The organism is Micromonospora sp. WMMA2032 (assembly GCF_002688545.1).
Lineage (GTDB): Bacteria > Actinomycetota > Actinomycetes > Mycobacteriales > Micromonosporaceae > Micromonospora > Micromonospora sediminicola.
The window spans coordinates 1,745,625-1,767,765 of the sequence record NZ_CP024052.1 but is presented as its reverse complement, the minus strand read 5'-3'; the positions used below and the strand labels follow the sequence as shown (position 1 = coordinate 1,767,765).

Genomic DNA, 22,141 nt, shown 5'->3' with positions numbered 1-22,141 from the left:
ACGGGAGCAGGCCTTGGCCCCTTCAGCACGGACGACCAGGCACATTTTCGTCACCGGGGGCGTCGCCTCCTCGCTGGGTAAGGGCCTCACCGCCTCCAGCCTCGGCAACCTGCTGACCGCGCGCGGGCTGCGCGTGGTGATGCAGAAGCTCGACCCGTACCTGAACGTCGATCCCGGCACGATGAACCCGTTCCAGCACGGCGAGGTCTTCGTCACCGAGGACGGCGCCGAGACCGACCTCGACGTCGGGCACTACGAGCGGTTCCTCGACCGGGACCTCTCCGGCAAGGCGAACGTCACCACCGGGCAGATCTACTCGGCGGTGATCGCCAAGGAGCGACGCGGCGAATACCTGGGCGACACCGTCCAGGTCATCCCGCACATCACCAACGAGATCAAGGCCCGGATCCTCGGCATGGCCGACCCGGACGCCGACGGCCAGGTCCCCGACGTGGTGATCACCGAGGTCGGTGGCACGGTCGGCGACATCGAGTCGCTGCCGTTCCTGGAGTCGATCCGGCAGATCCGCCACGACCTGGGCCGGGACAACTGCTTCTACCTGCACGTGTCGCTGGTGCCCTACCTGGCGCCCTCGGGCGAGCTGAAGACCAAGCCGACCCAGCACTCGGTGGCGCAGCTGCGCAGCATCGGCATCCAGCCCGACGCGCTGGTGCTGCGCTGCGACCGGGAGATCCCGGACAAGGTCAAGGAGAAGCTGTCGCTGTACTGCGACGTCGACCGGGAGGCGGTCACCGCCGCCCCGGACGCGCCGAGCATCTACGACATTCCGAAGGTGCTGCACCGCGAGGGCCTCGACGCGTACGTGGTGCGCCGGCTCGGCCTGTCGTTCCGCGACGTGGACTGGACCAGCTGGGACGACCTGCTGGAGCGGGTGCACCAGCCCCGCCACACGATCACCGTCGCGCTGGTCGGCAAGTACGTCGACCTGCCCGACGCGTACCTGTCGGTCAGCGAGGCGATCCGGGCCGCCGGTTTCGGCCACCGCGCCCGGGTGCAGCTCAAGTGGGTGCCCAGCGACGACTGCGTCACCCCGGCCGGCGCGGCCGCCGCGCTGGCCGGCGTCGACGGCATCGTCATCCCCGGCGGGTTCGGCGTGCGCGGCATCGAGGGCAAGGTCGGCACCGCCCGGTACGCCCGGGAGAACGGCGTCCCGCTGCTCGGCCTCTGCCTCGGCCTGCAGTGCATGACCATCGAGGTGGCCCGCCACCTGGCCGGCCTGGACGGGGCGAACTCCCTGGAGTTCGACGAGGAGGCCGTGCACCCGGTCATCGCCACCATGGCCGACCAGGAGGACATCGTCGCGGGCCGGGGCGACCTGGGCGGCACCATGCGGCTCGGGGCGTACCCGGCGAAGCTGGCCGAGGGTTCGATCGTCGCCGAGGCGTACGGCAGCACCGAGGTCAGCGAGCGGCACCGGCACCGCTACGAGGTGAACAACGCCTACCGCGACCAGCTCACCAAGGCCGGCCTGACCATCTCCGGCACCTCGCCCGACGGGCGGCTGGTCGAGTTCGTCGAGCTGGACCGCGAGCTGCACCCGTTCTTCGTGGCCACCCAGGCGCACCCGGAGCTGAAGAGCCGCCCGACCCGGCCGCACCCACTGTTCGCCGCGTTCGTCGGCGCCGCGGTCGCGTACTCCGAGGCCGACCAGCTCCCGGTGGACCTGGACGGCACGGCGAAGAAGACCGGCCGCGGCGGCGCGGCGAAGGCGTCCGCCAAGTGAGCGGGGTGGAGCACCGGTACGAGGTGACCGCGCGCCGGGACGTCTGGTCCGGCCGGATCTTCTCGGTGGTCAGCGACGACGTGACCATGCCCGGCGGCGGCACCGCCGCGCGCGACTACGTCCGGCACGTGGGCGCGGTGGCCGTGGTGGCGCTCGACGACGCCGGCCAGGTGGTGCTGATCCGCCAGTACCGGCACCCGGTCGGCCGGCACCTGTGGGAGCTGCCGGCGGGTCTGATGGACGTCAGCGGGGAGGACCTGGCCGCCGCGGCGGCACGGGAGCTGGCCGAGGAGGCCGACCTCACCGCGGGACGCGTCGACGTGCTGGTCGACCTGCACAGCTCGCCCGGTTTCTCCGACGAGGTGGTCCGGGTCTTCCTGGCCCGCGACCTCGGCGACGTGCCGGCCGAGCAGCGACACGACCGGCACGACGAGGAGGCCGACCTGCAGGTGGTCCGCGTCGACCTCGACGAGGCGGTCCGGATGGTGCTCGCCGGCGAGATCACCAACGCGTCCTGCGTGGCCGGGCTGCTCGCCGCCGCCCGGGCCCGGGAGACCGGCTTCACCGAGCTGCGCCGCCCCGAGGCGCCGCTGCCGCGCTGATCCGGAAGCGACGACTCCCGGAGCGACGACGAAGGGGCCGCGCGGTGCGACGCACCGCGCGGCCCCTTGGCGTGTGTCGGCGCTCAGTCGCGCAGCGGGCGACCCTGCCCGTCGACGCCACCGTTGACCAGGATCAGGATGCCGTCGATGGTGCCCCAGAGGGCGCCGAAGCCACAGGTCACGACGCTCACCACGAGCTGGAGGACGCCGGTCTTGGTGTCGCCCATGTAGAACCGCCCGGCGCCGAAGAAGCCGAGCAGGATGCCGAGGACGCCCGCGACGACCTTGCTCTTGTCCGAGACGCCCTGCGGGTACTGCTGGTAAGGAGTGGTCATGAGCGGACACCATAGTGATCCACTCGCGTCCTGTCCGCATCGGCACCCGCCGGTGGGAAGATATTTACCGAAGTCTGTCCTGTCGGCTGAGGTCGTCTCCACCGGGCAGCCCGGTCCACGCCTGACAGATCGTCAGCACCACCGGGCACCGGATGTCACTGTGTTGGCGTCCCCGGGCCTCCCACGCGCCTAGACTGCCGCCGGCGGGACCGGTGGACCGCGTCGGCAACGGAGCCGTCGCGGCGCCGTTCAGTCGGGGGTGAGCCGCCCCGGAGGAAGGTGTCTGCATCGTGAAGGTCGGAATCCCCCGCGAGGTCAAGAACCACGAGTACCGGGTGGCGATCACGCCCGCCGGCGTCAACGAGTTCACCCGCCACGGCCACGAGGTCTTCGTCGAGGCCGGCGCCGGGGTCGGCTCCAGCATCACCGACGACGAGTTCGCCGCCGCCGGCGCGAAGATCCTGGCCACCGCCGACGAGGTCTGGGAGACCGCCGAGCTGGTGCTCAAGGTCAAGGAGCCGATCGCCGAGGAGTACCACCGGATGCGCGAGGGGCAGGTGCTCTTCACCTACCTGCACCTGGCCGCCTCCCGCGAGTGCACCGACGCGCTCGTCGACCGCAAGGTCACCGGCATCGCGTACGAGACGGTGGAGCTGCCCGACCGGTCGCTGCCGCTGCTCGCCCCGATGTCCGAGGTGGCCGGCCGGCTCGCCCCGCAGGTGGGCGCCTTCTACATGATGCGCACCGGCGGCGGGCGGGGCGTGCTGCCCGGCGGCGTCTCCGGCGTGTACGCGGCCAAGACCGTGGTCATCGGCGCCGGCGTGTCCGGCCTGAACGCCGCCGCCATCGCGCTCGGCCTGCAGTCCGAGGTGCTGCTGCTGGACAAGAACGTGGCCCGGCTCCGCTCGGCCGACGCCATCTACCGCGGCCACCTGCAGACCGTCGCCTCCAACGCGTACGAGATCGAGCGGGCCGTGCTCGACGCGGACCTGGTCATCGGCGCGGTGCTGGTGCCCGGCGCGAAGGCCCCGAAGCTGATCTCCAACGAGCTGGTCTCCCGGATGAAGCCGGGCAGCGTGCTCGTCGACATCGCCATCGACCAGGGCGGCTGCTTCGAGGACTCGCGGCCGACCACGCACGCCGACCCGGTCTACAAGGTGCACGACTCGATCTTCTACTGCGTGGCGAACATGCCCGGCGCGGTGCCGAACACCAGCACCTACGCGCTGACCAACGTCACCCTGCCGTACGCCCTCGAACTGGCCAACCAGGGTTGGCAGCAGGCGCTGCGCAGCGACCCGGCGCTGGCGCTGGGCCTGAACACCCACGCCGGCAAGGTCGTCTACGGCCCGGTGGCGGAGGCGCACGGCATGGACGTGCTGCCGCTGGCCGAGGTGCTCAGCTGACCGACCCCACGGTGGACCGGGCCGGCGTGGAACCCGCGCCGGCCCTGCGCCGCGCGGTCCGGGGCTACCTGGACCACCTCACCGTCGAGCGTGGACTGTCCGCGAACACGCTCGCCTCGTACCGTCGGGACCTGGACCGCTACCTCGCCACCCTGGCCGACGTCGGGGTGACCGACCTGGCCGCCGCCGGCGCCACCCAGGTCGAGGTGCACCTGGCCCGGCTGCGCGCCGGCGACGACACGCACCCGCCGCTGGCCGTCTCGTCCACCGCCCGCGCCGCCAGCGCGGTGCGCGGCCTGCACCGCTTCGCGCTGCGCGAGGGTCTGGCCGGCGCCGACCCCGGCCGCGACGTCCGCCCGCCGACGCCGCCGCGGCGGCTGCCCCGGGCGCTGCCCGTCGACGCCGTCCTGCGGCTGCTGGAGGCCGCCGGTCCGGCCGGGGCCACCGGCGACGCCGCGCCCCGCGCGCTGCGCGACCGGGCGCTGCTGGAATTCCTGTACGGCACCGGCGCGCGCATCTCCGAGACGGTCGGCGCCGCCGTGGACGACCTCGACCTCGACGCCGGCACGGTGCTGCTGCGCGGCAAGGGCGGCAAGGCCCGGCTGGTGCCGATCGGCGGGTACGCCGCCGACGCGACCCGCGGCTGGCTGGTCCGCGGCCGCCCGGCGCTGCTCGCCGCCGGCCGGGGCACCCCGGCGCTGTTCGTCAACGCCCGTGGCGGCCCGCTCACCCGGCAGGGCGCCTGGGGCGTGCTGCGCGCCGCCGCCGGCCGGGCCGGTTTGCCGGTCGACGGCCCGGACGCGGTCTCCCCGCACACCCTGCGCCACTCGTACGCCACCCACCTGCTCGACGGCGGCGCGGACGTGCGGGTGGTGCAGGAGCTGCTCGGCCACGCCTCGGTGACCACCACCCAGGTGTACACGTTGGTCACCGTGGAACGCCTGCGCGAGGTGTACGCCACCGCGCACCCGCGCGCCCTCGCATGAGCGGCCGACACGCCGACCCGCTACCGAACGTGCTGCTGGCCGGTGGCGTACAGTCGGCATCGGCGCGGGCCTCCAGGTACGACGGACCGGGGGTGCGCAGCGGCGCCGCGAGGGACGTCGGACGGCTCCGACGCCGGGTGGTCGTCGGGAGGGGGCAACGAGGACATGGCAGGAAACGGTGACCGTGCCGAGACCTGGACGTCGGAGCTCCGTGAGCAGCAGGCGACGCTCGGCGCCGATCTCGGCCCCGCCGACCCGGCCGCCTACACCATGCGCAAGCCGATCCCCGAGCCGATGCCGACCGACCGGCACGGCCCCGCGCGGATCATCGCGATGGCCAACCAGAAGGGTGGCGTCGGCAAGACCACGACCACCATCAACCTGGGCGCCGCGCTCGCGGAATACGGCCGCAAGGTGCTGCTCGTCGACTTCGACCCGCAGGGCGCCCTCTCCGTCGGCCTGGGCGTCAACCCGCACAACCTCGACCTCTCGGTCTACAACCTGCTCATGCAGGACGACGTCACCGCCGAGGACGTCCTGATCAAGACCGACGTGGCCGGGCTGCACCTGCTGCCCGCCAACATCGACCTCTCCGCCGCCGAGATCCAGCTGGTCAACGAGGTCGCCCGGGAGATGGCCCTGGCCCGGGTGCTGCGGACCATCCGCAAGGAGTACGACTTCATCCTGATCGACTGCCAGCCCTCGCTGGGGCTGCTGGCGATCAACGCGCTGACCGTGGCGCACGGCGTGCTCATCCCGCTGGAGTGCGAGTTCTTCAGCCTGCGCGGTGTCGCGCTGCTGCTGGACACCATCGACAAGGTGCGCGAGCGGCTCAACTTCGACCTGGAGCTCGAGGGCATCCTCGCCACCATGTACGACAGTCGCACCACCCACTGCCGGCAGGTGCTCCAGCGTGTGGTCGAGGCGTTCGGCGACAAGGTCTACCAGACCGTGATCACCAAGACGGTGAAGTTCCCCGAGTCGACGGTGGCCGGCGCGCCCATCACCACCCTCGACCCGGCCTCCTCCGGCGCGCGCAACTACCGCCAGCTCGCCCGAGAGGTGATCGCCGCCCAGGCGGACCGGTAGGCCGCAGGCCGCCCGCCCACCGCGTCGACTACGGTTTCCCGGTGACCGCACCGCCCCTCGACCCGCCGCACGGCACCGGCGACCCCGCCGCCGCCGCGGAGCTGGCCGCCGAGGTCGACGGCGGGGTGTCCGCCAACCCGGAGACCAGTGGCTTCACGGTCCGGCTGGACAACTTCACCGGCCCGTTCGACCTGCTGCTCCAGCTGATCAGCAAGCACAAGCTGGACGTCACCGAGGTCGCCCTGCACAAGGTCACCGACGAGTTCATCGCCTACCTGCGGGCCATGGGCGACCAGTGGGACCTGGACGAGACCAGCGAGTTCCTGCTGGTCGCCGCCACCCTGCTCGACCTCAAGGCGGCCCGGCTGCTGCCCTCGGCCGAGGTGGAGGACGAGGAGGACCTGGCGCTGCTGGAGGCGCGGGACCTGCTCTTCGCCCGGCTGTTGCAGTACAAGGCGTACAAGGAGGCCGCCGCGCACATCGCCGAGCTGGAGGCGGTCGGCGGCCGGCGCTACCCGCGGGCGGTCACCCTGGAGCCCCGGTACGCCGAGGCGCTGCCCGACCTGGTGCTCGGCATCGGCCCGCAGCGCCTGCTCAAGCTCGCGCTGAAGGCGATGAGCCCGAAGCCGGTGCCCGAGGTGTCCATCGCGCACGTGCACATGGTCCGGGTCAGCGTCCGGGAGCACGCCGGCATCATCGCCGACCGGTTGCGCCGGGCCGGCGTCGCCACCTTCTCGCTGCTCTGCGCCGACTGCGAGATGACGCTGGAGGTGGTGGCGCGGTTCCTGGCGCTGCTGGAGCTGTACCGGCAGGGGCTGGTCGCGTTCGTGCAGGAGCAGGCGCTGGAGGAGCTGACGGTGCGCTGGACCGGCCCGGCCGAGGGCGAGGCCGAGCTGACCGTCGACGAGTACGCCGGCACCCCCGAATCCACGACCACATCCACCCCCGCCGCGCCGGCCGACGGCGATGCCGCCGGATCCGCCGGCGCCGCCGCGCCGGGCGATCCGGTCGTGGCCGCATCCGACGCCGTCGTGCCGACCGACGCTGCGGACGAACCCGTACCGACGCAGGAGTAGAGGGATGAGCGACGAGGAACGCCACGACTCGCTGGCCGATCAGGCTGCTGCCTGGATCCCTCCCTGGCAGCGTCCGTCTCCGCCCCAGGCCGAGCCTGACCCCGAGCCCGAGCCGGACGACGCCAGCTCGGCCGCCGGGCAGGCGGAACCCGAGATCTCGGACACTTCTGGCTCGCCACGAACCGAGACCGCCCACGATCTCGACCCCACCGCAGAGCCGTCCAGAGATCTTGGAAGCGAAGGGCCCCCAGAGGGGCCGAATCCTTCCAAGATCGCCACAACCGGGCCGGATCTTGGTACGGGGGCGCCCCCGGAGGGGCGGGACCGTACCAAGATCTCTGGCGGAAGCGGGGCGGACGTCGGCACGTCCGAGCGGGACGCGGCGGACCAGGGGAGTGGGGAAGCGGCAACGGACGGCGTACCCCCGAAGCGGGGGCGGCGGCGGGCGGCGCCGGAACCGGCGCCCGCGCCGGTGCTCGACGACGCGGAGCTGCGCGGCGCCCTGGAGGCCATCCTGCTGGTGGTCGACCAGCCGGTCAGCGAGCTGACCCTGGCCGAGGTCCTCGAACAGGCCCCGGAGCGGGTCGGTGCGATGCTCGACGAGATCGCCGCCGGCTACACCGCCGCCGGGCACGGGTTCGAGCTGCGCCGGGCCGCGGGTGGCTGGCGTCTCTACACCCGGCCGGAATACGCCACCTACGTGGAACGGTTCGTACTGGACGGGCAGTCGGTCCGGCTGACCCAGGCCGCGCTGGAAACCCTCGCCGTGGTCGCCTACCGGCAGCCGGTGACCCGTTCCCGCATCTCCGCCATCCGGGGTGTGAACTGCGACGGGGTGCTCCGTACCCTGGTGGGTCGCGGCCTGGTCGAGGAGTGCGGCACCGAAGCGGACAGCGGTGCGTTCCTCTACCGGACCACCACCATGTTCCTGGAGAAGCTGGGGCTCAACTCGGTGGACGACCTGCCGCCCCTGGCCCCGTTCCTTCCCGACGACGTAGAAGAGCTTGCCGATGCGACGCGATGACCGTGCCCCGAAGCCCGACGCCCCCGTCTACGAGAGCGCCGAGCGCCTGCAGAAGGTGCTCGCCGCCGCGGGGGTGGGTTCCCGGCGCGCCTGCGAAGACCTGATCTTCCGGCGTCGGGTCACCGTCAACGGGCGGGTGGCGCAGCTCGGCGACAAGGCCGACCCGACCCGCGACGTGATCGTCGTCGACGGGGAGCGGCTCCAGGCCGACGTCCGCCTGGTCTACGTGGCGATGAACAAGCCGCGCGGAGTGGTCACCACCATGGCCGACGAGAAGGGCCGCACCGAGCTCGCCGACTTCATCGGCGCGCGGCTGGAACAGCGGGTCTACCACGTCGGCCGACTGGACGCCGACAGCGAGGGCCTGCTCCTGCTCACCAACGACGGCACCCTCGCCCACAAGCTCATGCACCCGTCGTACGAGGTGCTCAAGACCTACCTCGCCGAGGTGGCCGGGCCGATCCCGCGCAACCTGGGCAAGCGGCTGACCGCCGGCATCGAGCTGGAGGACGGGCCGGTGAAGGTCCACGGGTTCAGGGTGGTCGACACGCTGGGCAAAACCGCCCAGGTGGAGCTGACCCTGCACGAGGGGCGCAAGCACATCGTCCGGCGCCTGATGGCCGAGGCGGGACACCCGGTGTCCCGGCTGATCCGTACCTCGATCGGTCCGATCAAGCTCGGCGACCTGCGCACCGGGCGGCTGCGGCGGCTGACCAACGCGGAGGTCGCCGCCCTGTTCAAGGCCGTGGGTGACTGACCGGAGACGACCGGGGTACGGCTCCCGGTAGGCTTCGACGCGGTCCGCGGGCCGGCGCACGCGCCGCCCGGCGGGACGCCCGCGCGGCGCGGGCATGATTGACGACGAAAGACATCCGCTCAACGGCGCCGGAGACACCGGCGACCCGCGAGGTACGGGCTGAGGAGGACAACGGTGGAGGAAAACGTACCGGCCGGGCGATGTGTGGTCGCTGTGGACGGGCCGTCCGGTTCGGGGAAGTCCACCGTGTCGCGGCGACTGGCGGTGAGCCTGGGCGCCCGCTATCTCGACACCGGCGCCATGTACCGGGCGCTGACCTGGGCGGTCCTGCGCTCCGGGGTGGAGCTGACCGACGCCGAGTCGGTGGCCAAGGTCGCCGGCGAGGCCGACCTGCGCCTCGGCACCGACCCCCAGGGGTACGCGGTGACCGTCGACGGCACCGACGTGTCCACCGACATCCGCGGCCCGGAGGTGACCGGCGCGGTCTCCGCGGTGGCCGCCGTGGGCGCGGTCCGCGAGCTGCTCGTGGAGCGGCAGCGGCGCATGATCGCCGAGGCGGGCCGGATCGTCGTGGAGGGCCGCGACATCGGCTCTGTGGTGGCGCCCGACGCCGACCTGAAGGTCTACCTGACCGCCTCCGAGACGGCCCGCGCCCAGCGGCGCAGCGCCGAGGACGCCGCCGACGTCGCGGCGACCGCCGCCGACCTGGCCCGCCGGGACCGGCTGGACTCGACCCGCAAGGTAAACCCGCTCCAGCAGGCGCCCGACGCGGTGGTGCTGGACACCACCGAGCTGGGCATCGACGAGGTCGTCGCCCGCCTGCGCCAGATGCTCACCGAGCGGGGTGTCGCGTGAGCGGATTCTCGTGGGTGTCGCAGACGCGGACGAAGGGTGACGCGGCGTGAGCGACGACGATTTCGGCGGCTGGGTCGAGCTGCGCGAGCCGGAGGTCGACTCCGGTGAGCCGACCGGCCCGCAGCCGGTGGTGGCCGTGGTCGGCCGCCCCAACGTGGGCAAGTCCACACTGGTCAACCGCATCATCGGCCGCCGGCAGGCGGTCGTGGAGGACATCCCCGGCGTGACCCGGGACCGGGTGCCCTACGACGCGCAGTGGAACGGCCGGGCGTTCACCGTGGTGGACACCGGCGGCTGGGAGCCCGACGCCAAGGACCGGGCCGCCGCCATCGCGGCGCAGGCCGAGATCGCCGTGGCCACCGCCGACGTGGTGCTGTTCGTGGTCGACGCCATGGTCGGCTCCACCGACGTGGACGAGGCCGCGGTGAAGATGCTGCGCCGCAGCGCCAAGCCGGTCATCCTGGTGGCCAACAAGGCCGACAACACCACCATCGAGATGGAGGCCACGTCGCTGTGGTCGCTCGGTCTCGGTGAGCCGTTCCCGGTCTCGGCGCTGCACGGCCGGGGCTCCGGCGACCTGCTCGACGCGATCCTGGACGCGCTGCCCGAGGCGCCGAAGATCGTGGAGAACCGCCCGCGCGGCCCACGCCGGGTCGCCCTGGTGGGCCGACCCAACGTCGGCAAGTCCAGCCTGCTCAACCGCTTCTCCGGCGAGGAGCGCGCGGTGGTCGACTCGGTCGCCGGCACCACCGTCGACCCGGTGGACAGCCTGGTCGAGATCGGCGGCGAGACCTGGCAGCTGGTCGACACCGCCGGCCTGCGCAAGCGGGTCGGCAAGGCCAGCGGCACGGAATACTACGCCAGCCTGCGGACGGCCTCGGCGATCGAGGCGGCCGAGGTGGCCGTGGTGCTGCTGGACTCCAGCGAGGTGATCAGCGAGCAGGACCAGAGGATCCTCACCATGGTCGTGGAGTCCGGCCGGGCACTCGTCATCGCGTTCAACAAGTGGGACCTGGTCGACGGGGACCGCCGCTACTACCTGGACAAGGAGATCGACCGGGAGCTGCGCCGCATCCCCTGGGCGATCCGGCTGAACCTGTCCGCGCGCACCGGCCGCGCCGTCGACAAGCTCGCCCCCGCGCTGCGCAAGGCCCTCGCCAGCTGGGAGACCCGCATCCCGACCGCGCAGCTCAACCAGTGGCTCACCGCGCTGGTCCAGGCCACCCCGCACCCGGTACGCGGCGGACGCGCGCCGCGCATCCTGTTCGCCACCCAGGCCGGGGTGGCGCCGCCGCGGTTCGTGCTGTTCACCACCGGTCCGCTGGACGCCGGCTACCAGCGGTTCGTGGAGCGCAAGCTGCGCGAGGAGTTCGGCTTCGAGGGCAGCCCGATCGACATCTCCGTACGCCCCCGCAAGAAGCTCGGCCCGGGCGGCCGAGGCAAGGCGCACGGCTGATCCTCCCACCGCAGGTGGCCTGCCGGCCCTTGCCCGGCAGGCCACCCTCCTAGGACGCTCTAGGGGGTGTGGCGCGGGAGGGGCCTGCGCGCACGGTGCGAAGATCCTGCGCTAAGCTGTACCGGCTGCCGCGGCGGAGACCGCGCGGGGGCATCGGGACGTGGCGCAGCTTGGTAGCGCACTTGACTGGGGGTCAAGGGGTCGTCGGTTCGAATCCGGCCGTCCCGACAAGAAAAAAGCCCTGACCAGCGAGAATGCTGGTCAGGGCTTTGATCTTCTTCTATGAAGCTTTGAACCGCCCCCCGAAAACCCCCCATTTACGGGGTACGGCAACCAAGTTCGTCATCGGTGTGCATCGTTGCATGCTGCTGGTGACTGCGGCCCCTTCCGGCTGGTGCCGAGTCGCTCGAGGATGCCGGACACGTCCGGGGCTTGGACGGGCTTGGCGATGTAGTAGGTCACGGGCCTGCATCTCGGCGATGGACCGATCCATGTCGGCCAGGTGCTCGGCCCACTGCGGCTGATGGGCGCCGCAGTGCGGGCAGACGACGGCGGGTTTGATGTCCTGTCCGCACGAGGCGCACCTGAAGCTCTTCCACGGCAGTCTCCCGTCCGCCCGTGCCCTCGCACTGTGGACCTCCCAGAGGCAGCATGCCTTGAGCGGGCCGGGATTTCGACAGTTGCAGGCGCGTTCCGGACAACAAGAAGGACCGGCCCGCTCGGAGAGGGTGTCCCCGGCGGGCCGGTCCGGCCGGTCAGCGGGTCAGGGGCGGCCCATGCCGCGGGTAATCCCACCCGGCCTGCCGTGCCACTGGCGCGTTCGCCAACGACGCGAGCCAGAAGGACGTCCGGTTCACCGCGAAGACCGGGCAGCACTTGCGACTGCGTGACGCATACGAACACCAAGTATCGGTCCGCTGAACAGGGATGACATGGTGCACTCCCGAAGAGTCGACGACTTCCGGAGTCAGTCTTCACCGAGCGGCGGCATAGGTCGGATCCTTGATCTGGCAGGGATCGGGTTCACGACTGCCCCGGGTGACCGAGGGCTCCTACGCTGAAGTTTGTGGAAGATGTCGATGACGCCCGCGAGCTCGTTGAGCAGCGGATGCGCGCCACGGGGTTCGAGGAGGACATCCTCGACAAGGTCTTGGATCTGCTGGAACGCTTCGACACCGATCGGGAGAAGCTGTTCGAGGAGATGCTCTCCAAGCTGGAGCAACCGGGCTATGACGGCCTGACCGACCGGTGGGAGACCAACTGCGAGCAGGCCGAGGCGCTGATGGAGCGCCTCGAATCGGACATCCGGTCGGTGCTGGAGGACAGCCAGGCCAACGCGATGTCCGTCGACGAACGGTGGACCGCGGTCGGCCCGCGTGACTTCCTCGCCGGGGAGCGCAAGATCTGGGCGCAGGTCGCCCGGCTCGACGTCCCCGAGGTCGCCGCGCTGATGAGCAAGGTCCTGGAGGCCGACCTCGCGCTCATCAAGAAGTGCGAGGAGGACCTCAAGAACGCGCGCAGCAACGACGCGATCGTCGAGCAGTTGCTCCTCAAGAACTTCGGCTCCATCCAGGACACGGTCAAGAGCCTGCTCGTCAAATACCTCCCGACCTCGGGCGCCCGCCTGATCGTCCTCTTCATGAAGGACCCGTCGTCCAAGGAAGCCGCCAACGAGGCGATCAAGAACTTCGAGAAGCTCACCGCGGAGAACCTCATGGCCGCCAAGCAGAAGCGTGCCGCGAAGCAGACGGTGGTCGACAACATCAAGCTGCTGACCGCGGCCCGCGAACAGCTCGACGAGGACTGGATCGACAAGCTCTTCGCCCGCGGCGCCGAGGCGGCGGGGAACTGGCGCGGCATCGGCGCGTCCGGCGACTACCGGGCCACCGACTGGGACTGGATGAAGGAGAACGTCCTCGACCGAGGGCTCGACACGCGGGCCGAGGCGGCCAAGGAGCAGTCCAGCAAGCTCTACGACGAGCTCTTCCCCACGCTCGTGGAGGAGAGCACCAACGCCTTCGCCCAGCTGACCGATGATCCGGGCACGCTGGCGAAGTTCAACGAGGAGCTGAAGAAGGCCTCGGAATCCCTGGAGTCGCTGCTGGCGACCGAGGAGGAATACGTCAAGGACCTGGCCGAGGGACCCTACAAGCAGACGGGCCTCGCCGCGTTCGCACAGGTCAGAGACGCGGTCAAGGTGGGCTTCAAGCTGCTCGCGGACAAGACGGAGGAAGCCGACGACGAGGTGAAGAAGTCATGACCGACCTCTTCGTCGCGGCGGGCGGCCCGGTCGGCGACGGCACCCGGGCCCGGCCGTTCCACGACCCGTGGCTCGCGCTGCGGCAGGCTGCGCCCGGCGACCGCATCCACATCGCGGCGGGCACCTATACCGGGCGTGGCGAGCGCTCCTCGTGGGTCGTCGACACCCCCGAGCTGACCCTGCTCGGCGGATACAGCCCCGACTTCGCCCGCCGTACCCCCTGGCAGACACCGACGGTCTTCGCGGCAAAGACCGGCCTGCGCGTCCCGAACGAGCCGAACATGCTCCAGGGCATCGGCGGCCACGACGGCCTCGTCCTGGACGGGCTGTTCTTCGACGGGGCCGGGCGCGACGACTACGACGAGCAGGGCGGCCTGCAGCGCGCCTCCTACGGGGACGGCCCGCTGGTGAGCCTGCGCGGCGAGCGCATCACCGTCCGCGACTGCTGCTTCGCCAACGGCAGCTCCGGCGCCGTCGAGCTCGGCGGCGACTCCGTGGTCTTCGAGAACAACATCGTCGTCAACTGCGTCGGCCTCAGCCTGCTCACCGTCCGCGACGGCGCCCCCGAGACCCCGGCCGCGGTCAGCCGCAACACCTTCGCCTTCGCCCACGACGACTCCGACCCGCCGCGCGGCTCCGGCGCCGACCGGGCCGTCGGCGTACGGGTCAACGGCGCTGCCGCGATCGCCGACAACGTGTTCGTCGGCTGCGGCAACGCGGCCGTCGCCTGCCTGCGCGACGTCGGGCAGATCGCCATCGACCGCAACCTGTTCTTCGCCACACCGCGCGACATCGTGCGCAGCCGGGTGTCGGGCGCGGAGGCCGAGCTCACCGAGGAGTACGCCGCGGAACTCGAAGACGTCGGCCTGCGCTCGGCGGCCGGCAACACCGTCGGCGACCCACAGCTGACCGGGCTCCCGGCGGCGTGGCTCGACACGTACACGGTGGACGTCGCCGTCACGTACGAGCGCCCGCCGATCGCCGCCCTCAACGCGCTGCGGAAATCGGCCGGCCTCGGCGAGTTGTCGTCCACATCAGACCGTGACGTTCAGCGGCCCGTCATGCGCCGGCTCGCCCCGGCCGAGGTGCTCGCCCTCGCGGTCGGCGCGGCGCCGGGCGCGCACCCCGCCGACCTGGCGGCGCCGGAGCCGTTCACCGAGCTCCCGGCCGGTCCGGCGTACCAGGCCGTCGACTGGGCGCGGCTCTACGAGGCCGACCCGGCGCTCGCCGGGGCCCCGGTGCAGGTGCGGGCCGGGGTCGGCTTCGACCAGAACACGCAGATCCTCCCCGAGCTCGCGGAGACGCACATCGGCGTCGCCGTCTACGAGCCCGGCACCGACAACAGCCCGTGGTGGGCGCTCGCCCCGCGCTACGGCCTCGTCCATCACCAGACTGAGGAGGCCGTACGGTATTCGCGCGGCCTCGACGTCGAGTCCACGTACCTGCTCCGTGGCACGTATCGCCTCACGCCGCCCGGCGGGCGTCAGAGCGCCACCATCGTCCTCGACTCCCTCGCGCCCGTGCTCGACGTCACGGCCCCCGATCCGCCCCGGCCGGCCGGCCGCGACTGGTTCGTGCGGGCCGGATCCTCCGGCGGGGACGGCAGCCGCGAGGCGCCGTTCCGCGACCCGTTCCAGGCCCTCGAAAAGGCCGCCGAGGGCGACCGCATCCTCGTCGCCGCAGGTGAGTACACGGGCCGCCTGCGGTCGGGCACGTGGCGCATCCCCGTACGCAACCTGACGCTGCTGGGCGGGTGGGACGCCGAGTTCGCCGCGCGCGACCCCTGGCGACACCCCGTGCGCTTCGTGCTCACTCCGGAGACCAAGGCGAAGGGCATCTTCGGCGATCCGGTGCTCACCGGCGAGGACTCGGGGGAGGGCCTCATCCTTGACGGGTTCATGTTCGACGGGGCGACCTACAACGCGTACGCCGACAGCGGCGCCCTCGACGCGGGCCATTCCCAGTCGGCGGCGCTGCTCGACCTGCGCGGCGGCAGCGGTGGCATCACCGTGCGCAACTGCGTCTTCGCCAACGCGGCGTACTGCGCCGTGCAGCTCAGTGCGGCGTACGGGACGTTCGAGAACAACGTGGTCGTCAACACGAGCGGCACCGCCGTCCGTATCCAGGCGCCCGGCGCGGGCCCCTGGACCATCCGCGGCAACACGGTCCTGTTCGCCGCCGACCCCACCGGCCGGGCCTCGACCGGGCGGTCCACGACCGGCTGCCTGCTGGACATCTCCGGCCGGGGTGTCATGCGGGTCGAGGCCAACGTGCTCGCCTTCGCCGACAGCATCGCCGTCCGCGCGACCGTGCCCGACCAGAACCTGCTGCTCGACGGGAACGTGCTCGCCGCCAACCTGTACGCCGACGTCCACGACGGCCGCCACGTGCTCGTCGACGCCGAGAACCGCGACCGGGTGTTCCGCGACGCCCCGTTCGGCGCTCAGACCGGAACCCGGTTCGAGCTGCCGGCGGTGCCGGTCGACGCCGCGTACGCCGACCAGGCCGTCGGCCGCCTCTCGGCGCTGGCCGCCGCGATGCCGAAGGACGGGCTCAACGCCGCCGCGGCGGCGCTCGGCGTCTCGATCACGGCGCCGGAGACGGAGGCACCCGTCGAGGCGGCGCCCCCGGAGCCGAAGAAGGAACCGTCAGTGGCCGACCTGCTCGCGGACCTCGGCCGGGCCCGCAAGGCGTTCGAGGCGAAGGACGCGGCCCCGCCGGCCACAGACACTCCGCTGTACTGCCCGGTCTATCCGGTCGAGGCGGCGCTGAGGCTGGCCCTCGACGCCCCGCCAGGCGAGCCCGGCGCCCACGCCCCGCCTTCATGATCGAAGAGCTTGTTGCACCTGATTCCGCAACTCATCTGGCCTGCTCCACCCACTCGCTCGAATCCGCGAGTAAGACGCGACGCACGTGGGCCGGCAGGTTCGGGTGGCCGGCGACCGCGTGGCGTGACCTCGACCAGCCCGTTCCCGGACTCCCCGGCCTCAGTACACGCGGCCGCGCCGCAATCGCCCAACTGGAGCGAACACGGCTATGGCCCGGGGCAGCACGTGAGGCCCTCGACGCAAGGGCTCGCCTCTTGCGGGACCCTTACCACCGGCTATTCGATCCGGCCTACGGCTGCGGCGTCCTCGCCTGCTGTCCCGAACCAGTCGAGCTACGCCGCGTCCTGAACGCCGTCAACGGCCTCTGTTGACCGGCTGGCGCTCTGCCTGATCGCGCCCTGTCGGGCCTGGCCTCATCAGCATTGCCCTTCGAGCCCATGATGGGATCGTGTTGATCAGCGAAACGAAGTCGCTGCTGACGTCGATGCTCGACCTCGCCGGGGTACGCCCTGGCGAGATCCCGGCTGACGCCGTGCGTACGACGGTCGAGGTCTTTCAGCGATTCGCCTCCGTTCCGGTCGATGACTCGGTGTCGCCCGAGGAGGACGGTGACGGGGTCCTCGCCCAGAGCGGGACGTTCGACCTCGACGGGGTGCATCAGTTCTGTGCCGACCTCACCCGGCAGTTCATCGACTCCGCCGACCGGGATGTGATCTGGCAACTGCGATGTACTTTCCAATGGATTCCCAGCGCCGAGACCGAAGCGCTCGGGTCCAGTGTCCTGTGGTCCTTCGGCATGCCTCTCGAGGACTTCTTCGCCGCGGCTCTCGGCCTTCCCGGCTGGGCGTGGGCGCTGGCCGGCGTACGGGCCCCCCGGCGCCTCACGATCGAACTGGAACAGGTCTGAGCGCACCTCCTCGAGATGAGCGGTCGAGGTTGTCCTTGGTCGCGTCGGTGAGCGGGATGTCGAGAACGCAGATCGATGGAACCCGCGGACCCGGCGGACTGTTACCGTGCGCCGCGTGAAGAGCGATGACGAGCTCCTGGAATCGGTCCGCTGTGATCCGAGTCTTGCGGAGCTGCTGTCAGAAGTCTGCGAGTTCGACCTCACGCGTGGTGATCACGGTCAGGCTGTCCGGCTGTCGTCGAGGCAGCCTCTGGAAGGCGTAGCGGGTGACTTCACGGGCGGGAGGTTCTTCCTGTGCGGTGAACGCCGCCCGGTCCGTCCGGTCTTGTATGCCAACTCGGAGGGACAGGCAGGCCTGATCGGCTGGAGCTTGGCCGAAGCGCTGCCGGTCATGATCGGGCTGCCGTCCTGGCGGGACTGCCTGAAGTTCTCCGGCGGCGGGGATCTGGCGACCATGCGATCCGCTGCGCAGCACCTACAACGCGACGAGCTGAGGAAACGCTCGGACGCCGAAACCCAACGGCGCCGGCTCGCGATGGCGCTGTCGTTGGAATTGGGAACTATCCCGGTGCTGCTGACTCGCTTACGTGATGCGGTTGCTGGGACCGCCCCTGGCTTTGTCCTCACCGATGAGACCGGTGAGGAGTACGAGTCGCTGTTCGGTCCTTGGCTGCCGAGCCGGAACCCCTCCTGGAGGTGAGGCCGCCGTCACCGCCGACCACCCCATACATCAGCAAGGGTGACGGTTCGCGTGGTGCTTCGGCTCGCCGGCCATGCCGCAGCGTGGGCGCCGTTACGGCCCGCGCCGGGGGCCGAACATGCGGATTTCACCCGTCAGGTCGGGCACCAATGGGCTCGGCCTTCATGCATGCGCCATCGAACGAGAACACCCTGAGTGCGACGACGGCTTCACCGGCCTCGGGTATTGATCGTTGGCGCTTATATTCGCCCGTGTGGAGTTGACGGGTTGGCGGAGATGGCTGCGGCGGGGAGCGCGGGATGACGCTTCGCTGCGTCAGGTCGGGGCGGTGGTTGATGAGGCGGTGCAGCTGTCGCGCGCTGGCCGTTTCGACGATGCGGTCAAGACGGGTCGCCGGGCTGTGGAGATGTTGTATGGCGTGACAGCGCGGGACCGTGGCGCCGGTCTGCCCACCCTCGTTTTGGCATGCACGAACCTGTCCTACTACTTGTCGGATGCTGGCCGGCTGGTGGAGGCACTGGAGCGTGCCGAGGAGGCGGTCCGGCTGGCCCGGGAGCTTTACACCATCGACCGCCGTCACGAGGAGCAGTTCGCGGAGGCCCTTGACGCGCTCGCCAGGCGACTGATGAGTTGTGGCCGGGCGTCGGAGGCGCTGGCTGCCTGCCGTGAGGCGCTGGCGTTGGTGGATGCATGTCCTGACGTGCTGCTGTCGCGGCTGCTCGAGCCCTACGCGATGGCGTTGGCGGCGACCGGCCAGCACGCCGAGGCGCTGCAGGTCAGCGACCGTGCCCTGCAGTTGCTGCGCGGGCTGGCTGTGGATCAACCGGTCGGCTCGCAAATGCACGACGCACTGGGCAGGGTCTTGAGCCTGCACGCGAACCGGCTGTTCGAGGCAGGGCGGTGGGAGGAGGCGGTCGACGTCGGCGCCGAGACGGTCACGCATTTCCGTGAGTCGATGACGGGCAGCCAGCCGCGGCGTCTCGTCTACCCGGCGATCGCCCTCAAGAACCAGGCGGTTTACCTGGCGGGAGTACGACGATCGGGGGAGGCTCTGGCGGCGGCCGCGGAGGCGGTCGAGGTGAGTCGTGAACTTGTCGCAGCACAGCCGGAGACCCATCAGCCGCTGCTCGCCTCGTGCCTGGACACGTACGGCGGGCGGCTCGGCGAGATGGGCCGGCGGGCGGAGGCCGCGGCCACGACCGGTGAGGCGGTGGAGCTGTATCGCGCACTGGCCGTTGTCGACCGGGAGGCATACCTGTCAGGGCTGGCGGAGGCGGTGGGCAACCTGGGAGCCGCTACCGAGGATCGACAGGCAAGCCTCGCCTTCACGACGGAAGCTGTGCAGCTGCGTCGGGAGCTCGTTGCGGACAACCGGGCCGGGCACGTGGGGAACCTGGCGCTGTCGCTGTCGAACCTGGCTAACGGCCTGGCCAAGTCCGGACGGCTCGACGAGGCCCTGGCCGTTGGCGAGGAGACGCTCGAACTGCACCGTGAGGTCGCGGCGGTCAACCGGCCCGCGATGGTGTCGCGACACGCGGAGATGCTGAGGCGACAGGCGGTGTGGCTGAACGACGCGGGCCGCACGGTCGAGGCGTTGGCGATGGGCGAGGAAGCGATCGCGGTCGCTCGCGAGGCTGTGGCCGGTAACCGGGCCGCCAATCTCAAGATTTTGTCGTATGCGCTGGAGGATCAGGCGGCACGGCTCGGCAAACTGTCCGGTCGAGGATCGCGGCAGACTCGACGGCCCGGGGACACGCCAAGCTTCAGCAAGAAGAAGGCACGCCGTGCGCAGGCGATGGCGCGGGAGGCGCAGGAGCTGTGGGCGGAGTACCAGCAAGGCGCTTCGGCCTCCGGCTGAGCGACTCCACCGCGTGCGGCAACCCGTGCTGGTTCCGGAGTGGCCGTCCGGTGCGGTCGGGAAGATCCTGTCGGATCCGCTGCCTAGGGTCGCCGCATGTACTTCGTGTGCCGTTGGCGAGAGGGCTCTCCTCTCGGTAAGCGAGTGGTCACCCTGCCTGATGCGACCGTGCTCGACTGGTTTCGCCGCGGCTGGGAGCACGAGGACCCGAAGGAGTGGATCGACAGCGAGTTGGGCGGCGACGTGTACGGCTTGGAGTCGATCTTCGAGGAGGTCGGGGAGCGTAACCTGCCGCCGCCGGAGTCGGTGGACGAGCTGCGGCAGTTGCTGACCGAGTACCTGTGGGTGGAGGGCGACGACACCGGGGACCTCATTCGGCTCGGTGAGCACGCGCTGAGGGTGCGGACCGATGACGACGAGGTGGACCTGGCCTACTACTTCGTCGACGACGACGCGGCCGCTGCCTCACCTGAGCGGCTCGCGTTCCTCCTGCACGACACGTGGCCGCTGCCCACCGACGCGGGGAGGTCAGAGACCGCCTTCAGTCACAACGTTCCCGTCCGCGCCGTCCGGCTGGCCCCGCCCGGCACGGACTGCACCTTCTCGGTCCGCCTGTGCTGGCAGTCGCCTGACCTGTATCGCAACCTGGATCTGATCGGTGCCGTCCAGTTTCCCGGCGTGAGCCTGCCGGACCTCGCCGCCCACCTGGCCGTCGACGACCCCGGCAGCCACCGATGGCCACACGACGTCCGGCTGCTGCGGGCGCTTGTCGCTCCCGGGGAGCACGATGTGGGTCGGGCGTTGGAGCGCTACGGCCAGCTGCCTGGTTACGCCCCGTCACCTGCCAGTCTCGACCGGATGCCTACGCACGAGGCCGTTCACCGGGAGATGACCGACCTGCTGCACGCGGAGCGTCCCACCGAATCGCTGATACGGCTGGATACGCACATCGCGCAGGTCGCCCGATACATCGACGGCTTCTTCGGTTTCGACCAGTGGTTCCTGTTCGACAATCGGTGGGCGGCAGCCAATCCCGACCTGGCACGCTCGCTACTGCGATACGCCGCCCACTGGGACCCCTACGAGAACTAGCGTGTGGCGCGGGTCGTCGTGATCATCGAGGGATCTGCCGGGTGAACATGTCGTGGAGTGCCACGTCCCCGACGACAGGGACCTTCGTCGCAGCGGAGCGGTCGGACATCGCTGGCCTCATCGAGCGGTTCGATGAACTGCGTACCCCAGGGGCGCGGGTACCTCGAAGTGCGGGCAGGTGCTGGCGCATCCTGTGCTCACGCTGGGTTCACGGATTCCGCGGCCGGTCGCTGCCTCCGGCAGCCCGGGGAAACCTCAGCGCGCACCTGCACCCGTCCGCATGCCGGGCAACCAGTTACGGCGTTCGCGGAGGCTCGGCCGGGCTGCTGCTGGTGTCGTACGAGTTCTTGGCGGCGACAACGGCCGCCTGGATGTGCTCGGGGTCGACGCCGTGGACGTTGAGCGGGGGGTGCACACGCCGGACGAGTTCGGCCTCGATGGTCGCCGGTTCCGCGTCTTGCGCCCACGTCAGGCGCAGGTGCGTGTGCATCCACCTGGTCAGCCGCGCCTCATCCTCGGGGACCAGGACGACCCGGTCGGTCCAGGTCGTCCGGTATCCCTCGGACACAAGGAGCCCGGCCAGGGTACGGCGCAGAGTCGAGCTGCCCGAACGCCTCAGATGGTTGCGCAGGATCCGCCCCCGCAGGCTGGTGGCACGTCCGAGGTACAGCAGCCGTAACGACGGGACGTTCTCATTCGGCGGCCCGGGAAGGTCGGGAAAGACCGAGGGAGCAGCCCACCAGGCGTAGAGGCCGCTGCCACGGCTGAGCCGCTTGACGGCGACATCGAGTTCGAGCGGCACGCCGGAGAGCAGCCGCAGGGCCTCGTCGACCCGGGCTTCGCCGGTGGGGACGTCGCCGGGCCGACGTTCAGGAATGGTCATCGAGACCATCGTAGGTCCCGGACGGATCCGGACTCGCAGGTGCAGGCCTGACGATCATTCGGCGGAAGAAGCGGGCGCTCCGTGAGTGTTGGAGGGATCGTGGGGATACTCGATCCATGACTCGGGATCGGCGAAGACCCGGCGACGAGGCGTACCGAACTGCGGTCAGCGGTGTCGCTGCTCATCTCACGGACGCGGACGCCGATGTCTACAACATCACCGAGGCAGCGGTTCGCGTCGACGGCTTGGTTCACGCGTTGACCCTCACCGCCCTCGCCGCGGC

The 22,141-nt window shown here is 70.9% G+C and carries 18 protein-coding genes and 1 tRNA gene; 17 read left to right on the top strand and 2 right to left on the bottom strand.

Annotated features, from left to right (window positions below; all coding sequences use genetic code 11):
• The first annotated feature begins 13 nt into the window (after window positions 1-13).
• On the top strand, window positions 14-1,744 hold the full coding sequence (locus CO540_RS07555) for a CTP synthase (protein WP_098745294.1): 1,731 nt from the start codon (window positions 14-16) through the stop codon (window positions 1,742-1,744).
• Complete coding sequence (locus tag CO540_RS07550; RefSeq protein ID WP_098745293.1) at window positions 1,741-2,346, top strand: NUDIX domain-containing protein; 606 nt, start codon at window positions 1,741-1,743, stop codon at window positions 2,344-2,346. The genes CO540_RS07555 and CO540_RS07550 overlap by 4 nt, the downstream gene beginning before the upstream one ends.
• 83 nt (window positions 2,347-2,429) lie before the next feature.
• Here CO540_RS07550 and CO540_RS07545 read toward each other — a convergent pair whose 3' ends face one another.
• A complete protein-coding gene (locus CO540_RS07545; RefSeq protein ID WP_091577847.1) occupies window positions 2,430-2,783 on the bottom strand; it encodes a TM2 domain-containing protein in 354 nt (117 codons plus the stop codon).
• Between the two features lie 188 nt (window positions 2,784-2,971).
• Here CO540_RS07545 and ald point away from each other — a divergent pair, with 188 nt between their 5' ends.
• From ald to CO540_RS07465, 15 genes are all read left to right on the top strand, one after another.
• Entirely contained in the window at window positions 2,972-4,087 is a 1,116-nt protein-coding gene (gene ald, locus CO540_RS07540) for an alanine dehydrogenase (protein ID WP_091577845.1), read from the top strand.
• Between the two features lie 11 nt (window positions 4,088-4,098).
• Window positions 4,099-5,073: a site-specific tyrosine recombinase XerD gene (locus tag CO540_RS07535; RefSeq protein ID WP_099161479.1), complete on the top strand. Its 975-nt coding sequence runs from the start codon at window positions 4,099-4,101 to the stop codon at window positions 5,071-5,073.
• 165 nt (window positions 5,074-5,238) lie between these two features.
• Window positions 5,239-6,162, top strand: a complete 924-nt coding sequence (locus CO540_RS07530; protein ID WP_013285595.1) for a ParA family protein — start codon at window positions 5,239-5,241, stop codon at window positions 6,160-6,162.
• Between the two features lie 41 nt (window positions 6,163-6,203).
• Window positions 6,204-7,238 carry a ScpA family protein gene (locus tag CO540_RS07525; RefSeq protein ID WP_099161478.1) on the top strand — a complete coding sequence of 345 codons (1,035 nt, stop codon included), beginning with the start codon at window positions 6,204-6,206 and terminating at the stop codon, window positions 7,236-7,238.
• A gap of 4 nt (window positions 7,239-7,242) precedes the next feature.
• The gene (gene scpB, locus CO540_RS07520) at window positions 7,243-8,262 is read left to right on the top strand and encodes an SMC-Scp complex subunit ScpB (RefSeq protein WP_099161477.1); all 1,020 of its coding nucleotides are present in this window, start codon (window positions 7,243-7,245) and stop codon (window positions 8,260-8,262) included.
• Window positions 8,249-9,019, top strand: coding sequence for a pseudouridine synthase (locus CO540_RS07515; RefSeq protein WP_091577834.1), 771 nt, complete (start codon window positions 8,249-8,251; stop codon window positions 9,017-9,019). Before scpB ends, CO540_RS07515 begins: the two co-directional genes overlap by 14 nt.
• A 174-nt stretch (window positions 9,020-9,193) precedes the next feature.
• Window positions 9,194-9,874: a (d)CMP kinase gene (gene cmk / locus CO540_RS07510; protein ID WP_099161476.1), complete on the top strand. Its 681-nt coding sequence runs from the start codon at window positions 9,194-9,196 to the stop codon at window positions 9,872-9,874.
• A gap of 46 nt (window positions 9,875-9,920) precedes the next feature.
• The gene (gene der, locus CO540_RS07505; RefSeq protein ID WP_371682274.1) at window positions 9,921-11,330 is read left to right on the top strand and encodes a ribosome biogenesis GTPase Der; all 1,410 of its coding nucleotides are present in this window, start codon (window positions 9,921-9,923) and stop codon (window positions 11,328-11,330) included.
• A 154-nt stretch (window positions 11,331-11,484) separates the two neighbouring features.
• A tRNA-Pro gene (locus tag CO540_RS07500) sits at window positions 11,485-11,558 on the top strand.
• Between the two features lie 838 nt (window positions 11,559-12,396).
• Window positions 12,397-13,590, top strand: a complete 1,194-nt coding sequence (locus CO540_RS07490) for a hypothetical protein (RefSeq protein ID WP_157779081.1) — start codon at window positions 12,397-12,399, stop codon at window positions 13,588-13,590.
• Window positions 13,587-16,418, top strand: coding sequence for a right-handed parallel beta-helix repeat-containing protein (locus CO540_RS30125; protein ID WP_157779080.1), 2,832 nt, complete (start codon window positions 13,587-13,589; stop codon window positions 16,416-16,418). The genes CO540_RS07490 and CO540_RS30125 overlap by 4 nt, the downstream gene beginning before the upstream one ends.
• A gap of 448 nt (window positions 16,419-16,866) precedes the next feature.
• Window positions 16,867-17,325 carry a hypothetical protein gene (locus CO540_RS07480; protein WP_099161474.1) on the top strand — a complete coding sequence of 153 codons (459 nt, stop codon included), beginning with the start codon at window positions 16,867-16,869 and terminating at the stop codon, window positions 17,323-17,325.
• A 115-nt stretch (window positions 17,326-17,440) separates the two neighbouring features.
• Window positions 17,441-18,025: a hypothetical protein gene (locus CO540_RS07475; RefSeq protein WP_099164650.1), complete on the top strand. Its 585-nt coding sequence runs from the start codon at window positions 17,441-17,443 to the stop codon at window positions 18,023-18,025.
• 328 nt (window positions 18,026-18,353) lie between these two features.
• Window positions 18,354-19,883 carry a tetratricopeptide repeat protein gene (locus CO540_RS07470; RefSeq protein ID WP_099161473.1) on the top strand — a complete coding sequence of 510 codons (1,530 nt, stop codon included), beginning with the start codon at window positions 18,354-18,356 and terminating at the stop codon, window positions 19,881-19,883.
• A 144-nt stretch (window positions 19,884-20,027) separates the two neighbouring features.
• Window positions 20,028-20,975, top strand: coding sequence for a hypothetical protein (locus CO540_RS07465; protein ID WP_253866543.1), 948 nt, complete (start codon window positions 20,028-20,030; stop codon window positions 20,973-20,975).
• A 295-nt stretch (window positions 20,976-21,270) separates the two neighbouring features.
• Here CO540_RS07465 and CO540_RS07460 read toward each other — a convergent pair whose 3' ends face one another.
• Window positions 21,271-21,858 carry a GIY-YIG nuclease family protein gene (locus CO540_RS07460; protein ID WP_253866541.1) on the bottom strand — a complete coding sequence of 196 codons (588 nt, stop codon included), beginning with the start codon at window positions 21,856-21,858 and terminating at the stop codon, window positions 21,271-21,273.
• Between the last annotated feature and the right edge of the window lie 283 nt (window positions 21,859-22,141).